The 16,303-nt window shown below is 68.1% G+C and carries 15 protein-coding genes and 2 pseudogenes; 6 read left to right on the forward strand and 11 right to left on the reverse strand.

Translation table 11 applies throughout. The annotated features are described in order from the left end of the window. Positions 1-41: 41 nt before the first annotated feature. Positions 42-233, reverse strand: a complete 192-nt coding sequence (locus tag ACFWV2_RS31460) for a hypothetical protein (protein ID WP_384410314.1) — start codon at positions 231-233, stop codon at positions 42-44. Positions 234-424: 191 nt separating this feature from the next. Between ACFWV2_RS31460 and ACFWV2_RS31465 the strand changes: the two genes are divergently transcribed. Continuing rightward, positions 425-934, forward strand: a complete 510-nt coding sequence (locus tag ACFWV2_RS31465; RefSeq protein WP_384410317.1) for a hypothetical protein — start codon at positions 425-427, stop codon at positions 932-934. A gap of 306 nt (positions 935-1,240) precedes the next feature. Here the strand turns inward: ACFWV2_RS31465 and ACFWV2_RS31470 are convergent, their stop codons facing one another. The 6 genes from ACFWV2_RS31470 to ACFWV2_RS31495 form a co-directional block, all read right to left on the reverse strand. Then, positions 1,241-2,662 (reverse strand): hypothetical protein, encoded by a 1,422-nt coding sequence (locus ACFWV2_RS31470; protein WP_384410320.1) that lies wholly within the window; start codon positions 2,660-2,662, stop codon positions 1,241-1,243. Continuing rightward, positions 2,659-3,267, reverse strand: coding sequence for a hypothetical protein (locus tag ACFWV2_RS31475; protein WP_384410323.1), 609 nt, complete (start codon positions 3,265-3,267; stop codon positions 2,659-2,661). The genes ACFWV2_RS31470 and ACFWV2_RS31475 overlap by 4 nt, the downstream gene beginning before the upstream one ends. A 396-nt stretch (positions 3,268-3,663) precedes the next feature. Beyond that, the gene (locus ACFWV2_RS31480; RefSeq protein ID WP_384410326.1) at positions 3,664-5,178 is read right to left on the reverse strand and encodes a S1 RNA-binding domain-containing protein; all 1,515 of its coding nucleotides are present in this window, start codon (positions 5,176-5,178) and stop codon (positions 3,664-3,666) included. A 1-nt stretch (position 5,179) separates the two neighbouring features. Next, positions 5,180-5,521 (reverse strand): helix-turn-helix domain-containing protein, encoded by a 342-nt coding sequence (locus tag ACFWV2_RS31485; protein ID WP_384410329.1) that lies wholly within the window; start codon positions 5,519-5,521, stop codon positions 5,180-5,182. Between the two features lie 1,047 nt (positions 5,522-6,568). Then, the gene (locus ACFWV2_RS31490; protein ID WP_384410332.1) at positions 6,569-6,766 is read right to left on the reverse strand and encodes a DUF6207 family protein; all 198 of its coding nucleotides are present in this window, start codon (positions 6,764-6,766) and stop codon (positions 6,569-6,571) included. 667 nt (positions 6,767-7,433) lie between these two features. Then, positions 7,434-8,180, reverse strand: coding sequence for a hypothetical protein (locus tag ACFWV2_RS31495; RefSeq protein ID WP_384410335.1), 747 nt, complete (start codon positions 8,178-8,180; stop codon positions 7,434-7,436). Positions 8,181-8,383: 203 nt separating this feature from the next. On the opposite strand from ACFWV2_RS31495, the gene ACFWV2_RS31500 reads away from it, so the two are divergent. Then, positions 8,384-9,262 carry an IS5 family transposase gene (locus ACFWV2_RS31500; protein WP_384410338.1) on the forward strand — a complete coding sequence of 293 codons (879 nt, stop codon included), beginning with the start codon at positions 8,384-8,386 and terminating at the stop codon, positions 9,260-9,262. A gap of 6 nt (positions 9,263-9,268) precedes the next feature. Here the strand turns inward: ACFWV2_RS31500 and ACFWV2_RS31505 are convergent, their stop codons facing one another. Then, entirely contained in the window at positions 9,269-9,841 is a 573-nt protein-coding gene (locus tag ACFWV2_RS31505) for an EF-Tu/IF-2/RF-3 family GTPase (protein WP_384410341.1), read from the reverse strand. 357 nt (positions 9,842-10,198) lie between these two features. Here ACFWV2_RS31505 and ACFWV2_RS31510 point away from each other — a divergent pair. Continuing rightward, a pseudogene (locus ACFWV2_RS31510) lies at positions 10,199-11,025 on the forward strand (IS5 family transposase). Here the strand turns inward: ACFWV2_RS31510 and ACFWV2_RS31515 are convergent. After that, positions 11,007-11,459, reverse strand: coding sequence for a DUF5959 family protein (locus ACFWV2_RS31515; RefSeq protein WP_384410343.1), 453 nt, complete (start codon positions 11,457-11,459; stop codon positions 11,007-11,009). The pseudogene ACFWV2_RS31510 and the gene ACFWV2_RS31515 sit on opposite strands and share 19 nt — an antisense overlap. Before the next feature lie 210 nt (positions 11,460-11,669). On the opposite strand from ACFWV2_RS31515, the pseudogene ACFWV2_RS31520 reads away from it, so the two are divergent. Beyond that, positions 11,670-11,908: pseudogene (locus ACFWV2_RS31520) on the forward strand (hypothetical protein); the annotation flags it as partial. 61 nt (positions 11,909-11,969) lie between these two features. On the opposite strand, the gene ACFWV2_RS31525 reads toward ACFWV2_RS31520, so the two are convergent. Together ACFWV2_RS31525 and ACFWV2_RS31530 are read right to left on the reverse strand one after the other, a co-directional pair. Continuing rightward, positions 11,970-12,905 carry a transposase family protein gene (locus ACFWV2_RS31525; protein WP_384410346.1) on the reverse strand — a complete coding sequence of 312 codons (936 nt, stop codon included), beginning with the start codon at positions 12,903-12,905 and terminating at the stop codon, positions 11,970-11,972. A gap of 58 nt (positions 12,906-12,963) precedes the next feature. After that, positions 12,964-13,929 (reverse strand): NAD(P)-dependent alcohol dehydrogenase, encoded by a 966-nt coding sequence (locus ACFWV2_RS31530; RefSeq protein ID WP_384410349.1) that lies wholly within the window; start codon positions 13,927-13,929, stop codon positions 12,964-12,966. Positions 13,930-14,037: 108 nt separating this feature from the next. Between ACFWV2_RS31530 and ACFWV2_RS31535 the strand changes: the two genes are divergently transcribed. Together ACFWV2_RS31535 and ACFWV2_RS31540 are read left to right on the forward strand one after the other, a co-directional pair. After that, positions 14,038-14,718: a TetR/AcrR family transcriptional regulator gene (locus ACFWV2_RS31535; protein WP_384410352.1), complete on the forward strand. Its 681-nt coding sequence runs from the start codon at positions 14,038-14,040 to the stop codon at positions 14,716-14,718. A 123-nt stretch (positions 14,719-14,841) separates the two neighbouring features. Further along, a complete protein-coding gene (locus ACFWV2_RS31540) occupies positions 14,842-15,768 on the forward strand; it encodes a transposase family protein (protein WP_384410355.1) in 927 nt (308 codons plus the stop codon). Positions 15,769-16,303 lie beyond the last annotated feature (535 nt).

The following is a 16,303-nucleotide window of genomic DNA, read 5'->3' on the forward strand; positions in this document are numbered from 1 at the left end:
TACCCATCAGGCATTACCTAAGGGTTCAGCCCGGGCTCCCCTCAGGCCGAGACGAGCGGCGCGTAGGCGCCGAAGCCGGCGCCGCCGCCGGTACGGAGCAGGGTGACCCACCCCCGTACCGGTGAGGCGCCGGCCGACGTGCGTGGCGTCGGGTCAAGACGCCTTTGAGTACCCAGCTTGGCGCGGGGTGGGACGGTGACGGAGTTGCTGTCCCGGTTGTTCCAGGCGTTCATGACGTTCCTGGGGATGGAGCCGGTCGTGCGAGACGGCCATTCCCTGGGTCCGGGCCCAGGACCGGATCTCGTCACGCCGGCGCTTGTCGTCCGGCGACTGACCACTCGCACCGTCGGCGGACTGGGCCCGCACCGTCACCCACACCCCGGGCACCAGCGGCGATGACCTCGCCCGGGCCTGTGCGGTCGCCGTGCGCGTCCTGTTCGGCTACTGGGACCCGGGCGAGACCGGCGGCCCCGACCGCATCATGGCCGGCCATCGTCTCTCGGCCGGACAGGTCAACCGCACGGCGTTCGCCTTCCTGCACAGCCTGCCTGCGGCCCACCGGGAATGGGGGCCGGAGGTCTGGCAGGCCATGAAGGCCTGGCCCCCTCTGCCCCGGGCCGCTCCGCAAGGCGGCAAGGGCCGCCCCGCCGGTAAACCAACCCTGTCGCGCTTCCAGGTGGCCACCGGTATCCGGACCAACATCGTCCACCAGCTCAAGGGCGATGAAGCCGACGGCGTCTTGCTGTTGCTGCCCGATGCCGGAAGCGTCCAGCGTTGGGCCACCGCAGACCCGGCCACCGACGAGGTCCTGCGTGTCTGGTATGTCGCCGTCACCCGCGCACGTCGCCTGGCCGCCATCGCCGTGCCTCAAGCAGAGGTCGACGCGCTAACGCACCTGCTGGCAGAACGGGCGGTACCAGTCCGCGTCGTCTGACCCCTTGTGCTCTCTGTATATCGCCCCCGAAGTCTCGCCGACGCAGCACGAGCAGCTGGCCTGGGCGTAAGCCGGCCGCCGCATCACCGTATCCGGCTACCTCGCGAGCCAGGCAGCGGCGGGCGGTTCGAGTCCGGGCGCAGGACAGCCGGGCGCCGACGCCGTCAAGGACAGACGCGGGCGCAAATGCCGTCCGGCCTCGTAGAGACGGAAGTCACGCGACACTGGAACGTCCACTTTGCCGGGACGCGATGTACGTCTTCCTGGTCAAGCCCACGTCCATGGTCCAGTGGTTGCGGTCAGGGGTTATAGGTCGTCGAAGCTGGGCTGGCTCCATGGCTGGTCCGGGAGCGGTTGTTGTGCTCCGAGGAGTTGGGTGATCTTTTCGGCTTCGTCATCGGTGAGGTCGGAGAGCAGGCGTGTTGTTGTTCCCAGGAGAGCGTCCAGGGGGATCTGGGTGCGTGCGCCGCGGGCGCTTGCGACTCTGGGGCCGAACAGGCATTGGAGGATGGCGCCGGAGGCGATGCGTGCGTCGGCTTCGATGACGCCCTCGGCCTGCCCGAGTGCGTCGCTGATGCCGTCGAGGCGGGTGTCGTGGGAGATGTTGTCGCCGGGTCCGCCGTATCCGATGTGGCGATCTGTTACGACCATGCGCAGGGCTGTCAGCGGGATGCCGAAGCGGTCGGCTCGGCTGCGTACCTCGTCGAGGCGGGGCAGGGGGGCTTCCTCTCCTTGTGGGAGTTGCCGGCGGGACTGGGCGACCTGGATCTGGAAGCGTGGAGTCTGCAGGATCAGCTGTCCTGCCTTGACTGCCCAGCGCCAGGGGCTGGTGGTCGCATCGGCCATGCCTGGCACGATCATGCAGACGCGGCTGTTCCACAGCTGGATCGCCTGGCGCATGAGGTGCTGGAGGTTGCCGGTGTCGGTGGTGGGGGTGCGGAGTAGTACGGGGAGGCTGATCATCTTGACGACGCGGTTCCAGAAGGCGGCGTCGGTGATTTCCTCGGATTCCAGCAGGTAGGTCAGTGCTGTCTCGTCGAGGTTGCCCATTCCCCTGCGGGAGGAAGGGAAGGTGGAGAGTGCGGAGCCTCCGCCTTGCCAGAGCGCGGCGAGGAAGGCGGACATCTGGTCCGCGACGTCGGTGGTCATCTGCGCGGTGAGGGCGTCGACGGCGTCGCGGGTGGGGAGGCGTTCTCCGGCGCGGGCGGCTTCGGCTCCGCGGACGAGGGTGTTGAGGAGTTCTTCGGTCGCCGCTCCGTCGAGGGCGCCGCGGCCGCCTTCGAGGACGGACCGGGAGACCAGGTGGGGGATGCCGGGTGAGCTGTCGGGGGGCTGCAGGGTGCCGAGCGCGGAGGTGTCGAGAAGGAGGGTGGTGCTGCTGTCGGGCAGTGAGGGGAGCTCTCCTCGCCGTGGGGTGAAGGGCAGCTGGCCCAGGGTCAGGAGCACCGGCCGGTCCGTGCTGGGCAGGCGGTGCAGGTCGTCTTCGAGTTCGCGCTGGTCGGCTGTGGTGCGCAGGTAGATGAACCGGCGCGGTGTGCGGGGTCTTGCGGGCCAGTCCAGGACCATGTCGGGAACGTGGGTGTGGTTGAAGAACTCGGTCTGGGTGACGTTGGCGCGGGGGTCCATGCGGGTCAGGTGCCGGGCGACGATGTCCTTGACGCGGGTGAACATCATCCGGTCGTCGGGCTCGTCCATGGCCTGGGCGATCGACTGTTCGACGATGTTCACCACGAGCCCTCTCTGCGGGTGAGTTCAGCGGCCACGATGGCGGCCCAGTCCTTGAGAGGCAGAAGAGTCTCCTGTTTCTCCGAGAGCACGATCAGCCACAGGCGAGCGGCGACCGACCGGGCGAGTTCGGGGTCCAGAAGCTTCCTGGCCTCATCGAGGTCATCGGTCCCGAACACTCGGCTGCGATGCTGCAGGACAGCCGCCTCCACCTGGTCGGCGGAGCTGAGCGTCGACCAGGAGTTCGCCCGGAACGGTGACCAGGTGATCCACATGAAGTGATCGCTCAGGTGATGCTGGATCTGGGCGGCGACGTAGCACTTGGCGAGGAACTCATCGAAGTGTGTCCCCTGGTCGCCCGGCTGCGAGTAGTTCTTGACCTCCGCGCAGAACGTGTCGCTCTGATACGGCTCGCCGCGCATCGTTCCCCCCAGGTCGAAGGAGAACGTCCGCCCGCCATGCGGCCACGCAAGAGTCAGCCGGCGGCCGCAGGACGGCGAGTCCGTGTTCGCGTACGCCCCGAAGATACGCATCGTGCCCTCGAGCCACTGCTTGGCTCTGCGGGCACCCGAGAAGCCCTTCAACTGGGCATCTTCACCAACCACCACGGACGTAGCCTAGTGCTACCGAGTGATCACCAATAGCCCGAACAGGCCAATCTCCAGACCGGCATACCAAGCCACTGAAGCCCCTGTTCGATGTGACGCGCATCCATGCACAAGCGTCCGGGGCCGGCGGTGTTCCACACCGAGCTCATCGGCCGTTCGCTCATCGCCTGCTCAGAGCTCCCGATGGGCTTGCCCAGGCGGGAGGGCCTCCTGGCACGGGGCCGTGCGGAAGGTTGTGGCTCAAGTTGGCCAGGAATCTGATGCGGTCCAGAACCTCGTCATGGGAGGTGTCCTGCTCCCCGCGCTGGGGCCTCCCGGCCAGATGCCGTATCTCGGTGAACGCCATGCCCGCCAAGAGCAGGGCTATATCCCGATCGAGCTCGGCCTCCTGACCCCTCATGCCGATCCACCCTCACTGCCGCCCTCAGGGCGGGTTGTGCGGGCCTGGGTATGCGACAAGGAAATGCGACGGCGCGCGATGTCGACCTCAATGATCTTCACGGTGAGGGCGTCGCCGACCTCGACTGCGTCTCCGGAGGATTCATCCAGCTCACTGGTGTGCACGAGCCCCTGGAAGCCGTCCTCTCGGTCTTCGATGCGGACGAAGACGCCGAACGGCACGATCTTGGTGACCGGCCCGATGACCACCTGGCCGATCCGCTGCGCTACCTGCGGCCACGGGTCCTCCTCCACCGCCCGGAGCGACAGAGGCACCCGTTCCCGGACCATGTCGACGTCAAGGACCTCGGCTGTGACCTCCTGGCCGACGCTGACGACGTTGGACGGATGGTCGAATGGGCGCCAGGACAGCTCCGGGGTGTTGATCATCGCGGTAAAGCCGCCGATGTCCACAAAGGTGACGCCGAAGCAAGCGATGGACGTCACCGTGCCGGTGACGACCTGGCCGCGCCGCAGGGTCTTCAAGAACGCCCAGGCCCGGTCGCTGGGCGTCGGCTCGGTCTGCCAGCGAGCGCGTAGAACGCCGTCGCTGTCTGGCAGCACAGCGGTGAACAGCGGGAGATCTGCACCGGCATACATGGATACGACGCCGACAGCACGCACGCCGGCGAGCTGGGAGGTCACTGCCTCAAACTGGGTCTCGTCCACGACCATGCTCGTGATCTGCCCGTCCTCGTCCTCCCAGACGATCTCCACGAGGCCTTCGTCGGGCAGAGCGGCCACCGCCTTGTCGACGTCGGTGAGCAGGTCCGGCCAGATTGCCAACTGTGCGCGTGGGGCCAGCTGGGAGCGCACGGTCTCGATGTTGTCGCGGGTCAGGCGGTGCCACCGGGAGGCGTTGGCGGCGAAGGTCTCCTCCAGGAACACAGCGCGGTGGGCGCTGATGGTCCACTGCAGGCGGGCCCAGAAGTCGGAGTCGGCCGGCCGCTGCACGTACGCGGGGTCGTCGGGGGCGAAGTCGTACGGCGAGGCGTCCAGGCGTTCCGGGAACAGGCCGAGCGCGCCGGTGCGGGCCAGTGCGGTTTCGCAGAGCAGGTTGCTGCCGATGTAGAGGTACTGGTCCCAGCCCACGTGCACAGTGAAAGCCCCCTCTGCCTCCAATCGACACCAGGCACCGTGATCACGGAGCATGGCCCGGACGAGTTCCAGGCCGACGACAATCGGCACCAGCGCACCGTCGTGGAATCCCGCGGGGCCGGCCGAGAACAGGTCGGGCAGGCCGTAGCCGTCGATCGGTGGTTCCAGGCCGAAGTGGGCGAAGCCGCCGAGTTGCGGCTCGCGGATGGCCAGCTGGTCGACGCCAATTTCCTCGGCGAAGGCGGCGACGGCCCGCAGGTAGGCGGCTTCCACTGGTCCGTGGTCGCTGGTCGCGGGCTCGGCGCCGGCGTAGTGGCCGTGCAGGTCGCGGTCGGCGGGGTCGTACTTGGTGACCCGGTAAACGTAGGGCAGCACGTCACTGCCCGCCGGAGGTCGATGGCACGGATGCGTTCTGGTGGCGCTCAAGGACGCGGCAGACGGTGGCGCGGCTGACAGAGAAGAGCTCAGCCAGGTCGGCGATGATGTGCTCGCCGGACTGGTGCTGCTGGACCAGCTGGCTTTGCCGCCAGGCGCTGAGCTTGGGCTGCTTCCCCTCTCTCCGTGCACGGCGTGATGCAAAAAATCCACCGCCGAGTGCTTTCGCTTGAAACCTACGCAGCCAGTGGACCAAAAGTCGGGCTACGAGCACTGAGCTTGTCACTCGGCGGCCGGGGGTGCAGCTTGGCCCCTGGCCGCAGACACAACCTGGGCGGTCCACGACCAGAGCTCCTGCGGTGGATCCCAGATCACTTCAACACCCGCTGCGTGGAAGTCACGCGCAAGGGCCGTCACCATGTCAGCCGCCGCCGCTCGCGCCTCTTGCGGGTCGGTATCGGCTGGTATGGCCAGACACCCGCAGAGCATTCCGCCTTCTACGGTGAGGACGCTGTGACGCCAACCGTCCGGCGTCGCGAGCAGCACAAGCCCTTTGGGCAGCCCAAAACTCGGTCGCATCTTCTTCTGTCGTCTGGCCATCGAGACATCCAATACGACGCAGGGACCGTCTAGGGATCAGGCAATACGAACGTGCAGCGCAAAGTCTGGGGCGGCCCGACGGTACTGCCCCCAGAGCGCGTCTGGGCGCCGGGCCTCACCCGCGCACGCCATATCGGCACGGGCTACCGGGACCCTACGGGACAGGCGCAGGCGCCGTACCGGGATCGGCGGGACCGCCGCCGAGGCGCCGCCGGACAGGCTGAGGCTCCCGGGACGCGGGGGCGGGTTCGGCGGTCCACTCGCCGGTGACGGCGCGTTCAGCGGCGGTCAGGGCGCGCGGATCGCGGGCGGCCGACTCGGAGATCTCAGGGCCAGGGCCGAGGGCCCGGCGTCGTGCTGTACTTACCGTCTCAGTCTCCCCTTGCCGCCGCCCGCCAGCCCGCACGGCCACCTCTACGTACGGATCGCCTACATAGAGGTGTCGGCGGGCGAGGGCGGAGTGCCGGTCAGGCCACCACCGGCGTGGACGTGTCGCCGGGGATGCGGGTCTGCTTGGCCAGTGTCCGGCCGAACCCTCCCTTTCGCCCGGCACCACGGGCCCACACGCCGAACGGCCCGCACCGTCACCCGGTGCGGGCCGTTCATCCACCCAAGAGCCCGCCGGAAGGGGGGAGCGCGGCAGGCCCTGCATATCCAGAGCGGTCCCATGCGCTCACCACCCGCATGCCCCCGATCCCCCGACCCACACCCAGACGTCCGACCGAGCAGCCGGGTCGGGCCCCGGGCCTGTCAGGGGCCGGCGCAGCCGGCCGCAGAGGCGGCTTGTGGGTCAGCGGCGCAGGTCGGCGTAGAGCCGTGCGGTCACACCCGGCTCCCCCGGAACGCGCCGTACCCGCGGTGTCCCAGAGGTCGCCCAGTGCCGGCCGAGTGCCCCGGCGGCCGCCTGGAGAGTCGCTTCGTCGGCAGCGGTGATGTCCAGGACGATCAGGCCGGGCTCCTTGAGGTGGATCGGGTCAATCGGCTCCATGCCCGCCAAAACTCCCCCCCGGGGGGGGAGTCGGTTGCGTCGCCCGGATCACCTGGACGAGTCGAGCTCCGCGCGGCTTTGACCCGGCGGTCCGTTACTGGCGTCGGCGGCAGCACGCAACGATGCCAAGGACGGTAGGCACGAACTGTCCGTGAGGCTGATGTCAGGCTCGGCCGGTCGTGTCGGGGAGGCGGTACTGCCGTCGGCAGATGTTGAACTTGCCGGCACACGCGAGACCGCAGGCTGCCATGTCCGCGCCCGAGGTCTCGTGCCGTCTGCAGGTTCAGACCGTGAGCTTCCTCAAGACCGCCCCTTACGGTGCGGGCGCCGAGCGTTTGTCCCCCCTTACAGCGGCCCTATGCGGCTGGGCACAGTATGGGCGGTTGATTGGGGGTGCCTTGGAATGGACGGGCAGACGAGGCGCTTGCTGCGAGACACGGCAAGCGACTTCTCCGTTGATGTGGATGGGCTCGTGAAGGGAGGAATCAGGCGAGGGCGGAGAAGAATCGCGAGGCGCCGGCTGACGATCACCTGGTCCTTGCTCATCCTGGCATCGGTCGCCGCGTTCGCGCTCTTCGCGAAGCCATGACTTCCAGTTGTGCCGACTGGTGAAGAGGCAGTGTTCCAACCCTGCACTGTTCCTCTCGGGGTGCGGTGTTCCTCGCGTTCAGGTCCTCCGCCGCTGCGGCCACGGGTAACCAAGCTGCTTGGCGTACTCCGGAGATCCCCCACAGACCTCGGCTGTCTGACGTGGGTCACCCGCCACGAGGTGCTCAGCAAGTCTCTCGGCCTGACTTTCAGGGTCGTCACTGCAGACGTCAAGCACCGTCCGGAACTGCAGCCATGGGCGGTCTTCCCCGATGGCCGAGCGGCCCGGATGGAAGAGAAAGAGGTTGATCTCGTCGGGCTCCCAAAGCCAGGCGGACACACCGCCGAGTTCACATTCCCATCGTGCAAGCCAGTCGGCGCGCTCTCTGAGATCCAGCTCCAGCAGCCGGGCAACGGTGCGTGCTGGCCACTCCCAGCTGTGGTCAGCAACGGCTCGCTCTACCTCTGTCTGGTACTCCTGAGCATCGAACCAGAACTCAGGCAGGTCAATGTTGTCCTCGTCAGGGTTGCGCCACTCACTCCAGATCACGTGGTCGCCGTCGCGCCGGATGGTCACATAGAGAGCGCCGCAGCACCCTTCGGTGCACGTGGCCTCGGCCAGCCGCACCTCGTGCGGCTCGGGACCAGCCGTAAGAGGACCGTCCGGCAGCAAGAGGTACTTGGGATCTTCGCCCGGCCCTTCTGTGAACACCTCAGCCAAGATGTCCTCACTATCGACCAGCGGTCGGACCTCCACGCTTGCGCCCCTCTGCGAAAGATCCGGAACGACAACATGGAGGGTGAGGCAACGCTTCTTGGCAGTCATCGAACGATTGTCGGGCCTGCCCCATCACGGTGTCGCAGCATTTCTCGCGGATGGTCCCGTCACTGGTCCTTCAAGATCTCTCTGGCGGCTTCGCATCGTCGTTCGTGCAGGCAGCGAGGTAGTCGATCCAGCTCTCCTGCGCGAACCTAGGTCGTGTCCGGTGGGTCAGGTGACGGGCGCGTTCCCGGATCGTTCTGTCCCACATGGGGCGGGGCGATCTGACAGACCTGGAGTGGGCTCGGCTGGAGCCGCACTTGCCGAAGAACACAGGACGGGGCGGACGGTGGAAGAGTCATCGCGTGATCATCGACGGCATCTTCTTCCGGCACCGGACGGGCATCCCCTGGCGGGATTTGCCTGAGCGTTTTGGAAGCGGGAAGACCGTGCATGACAGGCACCGCCGCTGGTCGGCGGACGGCACGTGGGACGGGATACTTCAGGCCGTCTTGACCGCGGCTGATGCCGATGGCCGCATCGACTGGTCCATGGTGGGCGTGGATTCGACGGTGTGCCGTGCACATCAACACGCGGCGGGCGCCCGCAAGGCGCCTCCACGGATTCCGGGCAGACGGGCCTGGCCTGCCCATCATCGGGGCGACGAGGGGCTGGACCGTTCCCGAGGAGGGCTGACCACGAAAATCCACTTGTCGGGCGAAGGCGGTCGGCGGCCGCTGGCGATCTTGGCCACACCCGGTCAGGCTGGCGACGGGCCCCAGTTGATCCCTGTACTGGAGCGTATTCGCGTGCCGCGTCCGGCCGGCGGCCATCCTCGCACTCGACCCGACCACCTGAGCGGGGACAAGACGTACAGCTTCCGCCGCAACCGCCGTTACCTGCGTCGCCGACAGATCAAGCACACCATTCCCGAGCGCCGCGATCAGCGAGAACATCGACAGAAGCGTGGCAGCAGGGGAGGGAGACCTGCCGGCTTCGACCGGGCCAGGTACGTCCGCAGGAACGAGGTAGAACGAACGATCAACGGCCTCAAGGGATCACGCGCCGTGGCGACACGCTTTGACAAGCGCGTCTATGTCTTCCATGGCACGGTCACTGCCGCAACGATTCGGCTCTGGCTTCGTTGAGGAGGCTCAGTCGAGAAGGCGCATCACACGCCCTGAGCCAGCAGCCCGTCCGCGGTGCCGAAAAGCAAAGGACTGCCCTTCCTCCAGGGCTACAGGCCGTTCAAGCGTGATCGTCACGTCGCCCCGGTGAAGCGGATTCAACACATCCAATCCCCCGGTAAGCGTCACGTCTCCCGCTACAGCGGCAGTGCCGAAGTGGAAGTGGAGTCGCTCACCAGTGCGTACTTCAGTACCACCGTGTTCCTCGGACAAGAGCGTGATGTCCGCGGCAAAACGGGTGTGTCCGCTGATTGAGCCAGGTGCCGCCAGCACCTGCCCCCGCTCCACCGCGCCGGCTGCCGCCCCACGTATCAGCAGGCCCACGTTCATGCCTGCACTCGCCTCGTCGACATACCGCCGCGAAGCTTCGATCTCTTCGACGGCGACGAGTGCGGTCCCACCGAAACCGACTATCTCCACCACATCGCCCTTACGAACCCGCCCGCGCTCGATCAGGCCGGCCAGCATGACCACCCTCTCCTGGTTCTGCCAGAAGAGATCTCCGATATGCATCAGGAACGGCCTGCTTGGTGCTTCCATCTGGGCTCCCTTCCCGATGACCAGCCATCAACGGACTGCCGACGTTAACAGCGATCATTGGCCACCCTGTGCCCGATCGGTGCTGCGTCCCATCGGACAGGCCCTAGACCGGCGGCCGCGTCGTGACACCACCACACCGCAAGTTCAAAAAGAATCCGCCGGACTGGTACGAGGAGATCCACGAGCGCCAGCGCAAGGCCCACTCCTCACGCCGCATTCGCGTCGAGCACGGCATCGCACCCTCAAGAACTGGCGAGCACTCGCCCGCACCACGGCCGCCGCGAGCATAAGAACTCCTAACGAAATGATCTTCGAGGTGGTTGGATCACTCCGGGGCCGTTGATCTGGGGGTGCGGGGTGGCTCGGCGGAAGCCGTGGGATGTCGACGACGAGCTGTGGGCGGTGATCGAGCCACTGCTGCCGGGGGTCGAGCGCCGAGCCCGGCATCCGGGACGCAAGCGGCATCCGGACCGGCTGGTGTTCCAAGGCATCCTGTTCGTCCTGAACACCGGGATCGGCTGGGAACACCTGCCGCAGGAACTCGGCTTCGGCTCGGGCATGACCTGCTGGCGCCGCCTGGCCGAGTGGACGGAGGCAGGCGTGTGGCCCCGATTGCACGAGGTCCTCCTGGCCAAGCTCCGCGGCGCGAACGCCCTGGACTTCTCCCGGGCGGCTGTGGACGGCTCTCACATCCGGGCGTTAAAGGGGGGTCCAAGACGGGACGAAGTCCTGTCGACCGGGGCAGGACGGGCAGCAAGCACCACCTGATCACCGATGCCACCGGCATCCCGCTCGCCGCCACCTTGACCGGCGGCAACCGCAACGACGTCACCCAGCTGCTCCCACTCCTGCAAGCCGTGCCGCCGGTGCGGGGCAAGCGCGGTCGGCCTCGGCGCCGCCCGGACGTCGTGCTGGCCGACCGCGGTTACGACGACGACAAGTACCGCCGCCTGGTCTAAGATCTCGGTGTGAAACCGCTCATCGCCCGCCGCGGCACCGAGCACGGCTCCGGCCTGGGCACCCAACGCTGGGTTGTCGAGCGCGCGTTCGCCCACCTGCATTGGTTCCGCCGCCTGCGGATCCGCTGGGAGATCCGCGACGACATCCACGAAGCCTTCCTCACCCTCGGATGTGCGCTGATCTGCTGGCGTCGACTTGCTGCCGTTCAGCGTCGCCACTCGTAGGCCATGGGTGAAGTCTGCCGGACCTCGCGCGGCCACTCTCGCCGTACCGCCTGCAGCAGCCTGCGCTGGTCGTCGATCCATCCCTCCTCAAGGCAGATCGGCAGGAACATGGACGCACCAGAGCCAGAGAGGTCTTCAATCCTCACGGCTGGCGTCTCCTGCTCTTCATCAAGCGCCAGGACACGGATCTCAGGGCTGCGGTTGTCGTCGATCCAGCAGATGTCATGACCAGCAGCAAGCATGTCCAGGCCCTGGGCCCATCCGTCCAAGTCGTCAGGAAGCAGGGTTAGCCCCAGGCGCCCGTTCCCGAAACCACTCCCGATGAGGACCTCTGCATCAAGAAGGTCGTGCAGCGGAAGTACCCCCGGCATGCGACGGCCCAGCACTCGAACCCGGAAGCTGTTGATGCCGTCCGAGAGATGGATCAGATCCACTACACAACCTCTGCGATGCCGCAATCGTCAACCGTCACGGCCATGGTGCGCGACTCAGCCCCTCCACCGCCACCACATTGTCCAGCCTTCATTCCGTTAGGAGTTCTAAGAGCGACACCATCCAAGCCGGCGCCGGACTCCTCTCACACCAGCAGACCATTACCCGCGGGGCCGGTCAGCCACGGTGACCACCAGGCCGACCTGCACCTTTTGACGTCTCACCGCCAACCATGCACGAGCTCGTTAGAGCCCCGAGTCACTGCCCACCCGTCCAGGCTGCATCTGTCCACTTGCACGCTGCGGCTGCTGCGGCGAGGCTTGGCCGCTCGGCGACGACAGATCGGCACCCGGCGGCAGCTGACTGCAGCTGCCAGGCGCTGACGGCCCTGTCCCACCTTCGCTGCGGTCACACCTTCGCCGGGCTCGCAGCCAGATTCCACGTGGGCCTGCCCCTAACGAGCTCGTGCACGGTAGGCGGTGAGAGGTCGAGGGCTTCGGTGGGACTGGTGCTCACCTCTGTCGTCGGGGGTCCAGGTCTGCGGTCTGCTGCTGGGACAGCAGGCCGGCGACAGCCTGGACGCTGTCGCTGATGTGCTCGCGGCGGCCGAGGTGGCGGGCCAGTGCCCGCCAGTTCTTCAAGTGGGCGATGCCGTGCTCGACCCGGATGCGGCGCGAGGAATGCGCCTTGCGCTGTCGCTCGTGCGTTTCCTCGTACCAGTCCGGGGCGTTCTTCTTGAACTTCCGGTGCGGGGGTGTCACCACACGTCCGGCGGTCTGGGCTCCGAGACCTTGGTAGCCGGCATCGGCGAGGATCTCGACCGCTGGACCGTCCACCAGGAGCTTGACCAGGCCCAGCTGGCGGGCGTGGGTGATGTCCGCGCAGCTGCCTGGCCTGGTCGGGCTGCAGAACAGCACCCGCCCGTTCTGGTCGGTGAGGACCATGGTCTTGACGGCGTTCTGCTTGTTCTTGCCGGAGATGAACACGTCGCGGTCCTTGCGTCCGGCAGCCGGGCGGCGGACCCGGATCTCGGTGCCGTCGATGATGCCGGTCTGGCCACTGGCGCCGAGGTGGTCGACGACCTCGGCCAGGGTTCGCAGCCGCACGCCGGGGCTGATGGTGCATCCCCGCTCGGCGAGCAGGGGCCGCACCTCGCCGATGGCCCGGGTGACAGTCGAGCGGTCCACACCGAACCAGCAGGCCAGCACGTCGTGAGTAACCCCGTGGCGAAGGTGAACGAGTGTGGCCAAGAGCCGGTCGACAAAGACCAGGCGGTGTTTCGCCCCGGCGCCCACGGCACGCTTCCGCGGCCGGGACGCAAGCCTGGCCTGGTGCCGTTCCTGCCACAACGGCCCTCCCTCGGAGACGATTTCAGCGATCACAGCCGCTGACAGGCCCGTGATCCTCCGGTCGCTGATGATCGCTGTGCGCGTCGCGCTCCCCACCACGCAGCCATGATCGGCGATTCGCAGGACGGCGTCTCACCGCTTACCGTGCACGAGCTCGCTAGTCGACCCTGACCACGTACTTGCCCCGCACACCGCCCGCCTCCAGCGCCCGGTGTGCGGCCGCTGTCTCTTTCAGCGGGAAGACCGTGTCCACCGCCGGCCGCAGCTTCCCCTCTGTCACCTGGCGGGCGAGGTCGTCGAAGAGCGCACGTTCGGGGTTGCCGCTGAAGAAGCGCACCCGGCCGCGTCCGTGGACAGCGCTGGCCGCGATGTAGCCCAGCGAGGCGGCGGGCCGCGTCAGGTCGAAGGCGATGGTGACCATGCGTCCGCCCGGCTTCAGCATCCGCCGTACGGTACGCAGGTCGGTGCCCGCCGTGTCGAGGACCACGTCGAACAGTCCCAGTTCCGCAGGGGACACGGTCCGGTGGTCGACGGCGTGGTGGGCACCGAGCGTACGGACGAAGTCGAGGTTGGCAGCGCGGGCCAGGGCCGTGACCTCAGCACCGTACGCCTGTCCCAGCTGGACGGCGGCGTTGCCGACGCCGCCCGCCGCCCCCCGTACAAGCAGCCGTTCGCCGGGGCGCAGTGCGGCCTTGTCGTGGAGGGCCGTGATGGCCGTGGTGGCTACCGGCAGCGCGGCAGCGGCCACGAGGTCCAGGCCGTCCGGGACCCGGCCGAGCCGCTCGGGCCGTACCGTCACGTACTCGGCGGCGCTGCCGAATCCGGAGCTGCGGCCCAGGACGCCCCACACCCGGTCGCCGACCGCTACGCCGGTCGCGCCGGCGCCGAGTGCGGCGATCTCGCCAGTGAAGTCCAGCCCGATGCGCTGCGGGAACTTCCGGCCGGTGATGAGGCGGACCCGACCGGAACGGGCCGCGAGTTCGCCGCCGTTCACGCTGAACGCGCGCACGCGCACGAGGACCTCGCCGGGTGCCGGTCCGGGACGTGGCACCCGGCCCACATACAGCACCTCGGGGCCGCCGAAGCGGTCGAACAGTACGGCTTTCATCGTGCGGTCGTCCATCGTTGCGTTCTCACCTTCGCCACCAGGGGCCGTGCGGGGGATCGTGGCGCCGAGCGTAGGCTGGCAAGTGGACGAGATCGTCCCTTTGACCGGAGGTGAGAGACAGCGGTGGGGGAATCCTCTCGGATCGCGGGGCGGGACAGTCTGCGGGCGGACGCCCGGCGCAACCGGCAGCGCATCCTCTCGGCTGCCCGCCTGGTCTTCGCCGAGCACGGCATCGACGCGCCTATGGCGACCGTGGCCCGGCGGGCGGGGGTCGGCGTGGCGACGCTGTACCGGCGTTTCCCGACACGGGACGCCCTGGTGCGTGCCGCGTTCGCGCACCAGATGGACACCTGCGCCCGGGCGCTCACCGAGGCGCTGGCCGACCCCGATCCGTGGCAGGGCTTCCAGCGACTGGTCGAGACGGTCTGCGAACTGCAACGGGAGGAACGGGGTTTCCCGGCCGCGTTCGTCGCGGCCTTTCCGGACAGCACGCGAGAACACGCGCGGGTACGGGAACAGGCCGAGCAGGACTTCATGACCCTGGTCCGCAGGGCTCAGGCGGCGGGCGTGCTGCGGGCCGACTTCCACCCCTCCGACTTTGCCGTGGCCTTGTTGTCCCACTGCGGTCTGGTCACCGCATTGCCGGGTGACCGTGCGGCGTCCCGGCGTCTGGTGGCCTACTTGCTCCAGTCGTTCCGCGCCGAGGCGGCCCACGGAGCGCTGCCAGCGCCGAGCGCACTGTCGCTGCGCAGTCTTCCGCTCGCAGCCCACGGCTCCCAGGGACAGCGGTCCTTGGGAACCTGAAACGAAGCGGCGCCTGCCGCGTGGCCGCCCTTCGGGCGACCACGCCACTTTCGCAACAGGCCCTACGAGCTCGTGCACGGTAGGCGGTGAGGCGTCGAGCCACGGATGGTCGATCATGGTGGGGTGGTGGGGACCGTGACTCGTGCAGCGATCGTCAGCAGCCGTCGGATCACGGGCCTGTCGGCCGATGTGATCGCTGAACTCGTCGCGGACCTGGGCCCGTTATGGCATGAGCGTCACCAGGCAAAGCTGGCCTCCCGGCCGCGGCAGCGAGGTGTGGGCGCCGGCGCGAAGCACCGGCTGGTGTTCGTCGACCGGCTACTGGCCACGCTCGTCCACCTCCGTCACGGGGTCACCCATGACGTGCTGGCCTGCTGGTTCGGCGTGGACCGTTCCACCATCACCCGGGCCATCGGCGAGGTGCGGCCGCTGCTGGCCGGGCGGGGGTGCACGATCAGCCCCGGCGTCCGGATGCGGACACTGGGCGAAGTCATCGACCACCTCGGCGCCAGTGGGCAGACCGGCATCATCGACGGCACCGAGATCCGGGTCCGCCGTCCGGCCGCCGGACGCAAGGACCGGGATCGCTTTATCTCCGGCAAGAACAAGCAGAACGCCGTGAAGTCCATGATCTTCACCGACGGGGACGGACGGCTGCTGTTCTGCAGCCCGACCACACCTGCAAGCTGCGCGGACATCACCCATGCCCGCGAGTTAGGCCTGGTCAGGCTCCTGGCGGACGGCCCAGCGGTGGAGATCCTCGCGGACGCCGGCTACCAGGGCCTCGGAGCCCAGACCGGCGGACGCGTGGTGACGCCACCGCACCGCAAGTTCAAGAAGAACGCCCCGGACTGGTACGAGGAAATGCACGAGCGGCAGCGCAAAGCTCATTCCTCCAGGCGGATCCGTGTCGAGCATGGCATCGCCCATCTGAAGAACTGGCGGGCACTGGCCCGCCACCTCGGCCGTCGTGAGCACACGAGCGACACGGTCCAGGCCGTCGCCGGCCTGCTCTCCCACCAGCAGACCGCAGACCTGAGCCCTCGATGACAGAGGTGAGCACCGGCCCCGCCGCAGCCTTCGACGTCTCACCGCCTACCGTGCACGAGCTCGTTAGACCGGCGCCGCACCGGTCCTGATCGGCCATAGGACACCGCCAATGTCCGCCACCAGGACAGGACCGGACCAGGGCGCGGCCGGAGGCGCTTGGGCCGGGTCGAGGGGGGCGGGCGTATCAGCGGTGGGCCGCGCGCCGGCTCGATGTCGGTCAGCTCGACCAGGAGGTCGTGGGCGCGGCGGTCGCCGTCGGGGAAGTAGACCTCGCCCAGGGCGTCGGCGGTGGCCTGCTGCGTACGCGTGGTGCCCGGCGCGCTCGAGACCGCGCCCGCTGCTGCGGGTCGATGTCCGGCGGCACGAGCTCCACGAAGCCGCGTCGGCAGATGCACGAGAAAGCCGTCGCTGAGGAATGCGGCGACGCCCCGCGGGCGGCCGAGAGCGGCCCGCGGGGCGTCGGGGATGCAGGCGGGGCTCAGACCGGGCGGATGTTCTCCGCCTGCGGACCCTTCTGGCCCTGGGTGACGTCGAA

Source organism: Streptomyces sp. NPDC058671, from assembly GCF_042716475.1.
Lineage (GTDB): Bacteria > Actinomycetota > Actinomycetes > Streptomycetales > Streptomycetaceae > Streptomyces.

Excerpts from the sequence above, each read along its gene's own strand:
- ACFWV2_RS31490 (WP_384410332.1), bottom strand. The coding sequence starts at position 6,766 with ATGGAGCCGATTGACCCGATCCACCTCAAGGAGCCCGGCCTGATCGTC.
- ACFWV2_RS31460 (WP_384410314.1), bottom strand. The coding sequence starts at position 233 with ATGAACGCCTGGAACAACCGGGACAGCAACTCCGTCACCGTCCCACCC.
- ACFWV2_RS31505 (WP_384410341.1), bottom strand. The coding sequence starts at position 9,841 with ATGGAAGCACCAAGCAGGCCGTTCCTGATGCATATCGGAGATCTCTTC.
- ACFWV2_RS31530 (WP_384410349.1), bottom strand. The coding sequence starts at position 13,929 with ATGGACGACCGCACGATGAAAGCCGTACTGTTCGACCGCTTCGGCGGC.
- ACFWV2_RS31495 (WP_384410335.1), bottom strand. The coding sequence starts at position 8,180 with ATGACTGCCAAGAAGCGTTGCCTCACCCTCCATGTTGTCGTTCCGGAT.
- ACFWV2_RS31500 (WP_384410338.1), top strand. The coding sequence starts at position 8,384 with ATGGGGCGGGGCGATCTGACAGACCTGGAGTGGGCTCGGCTGGAGCCG.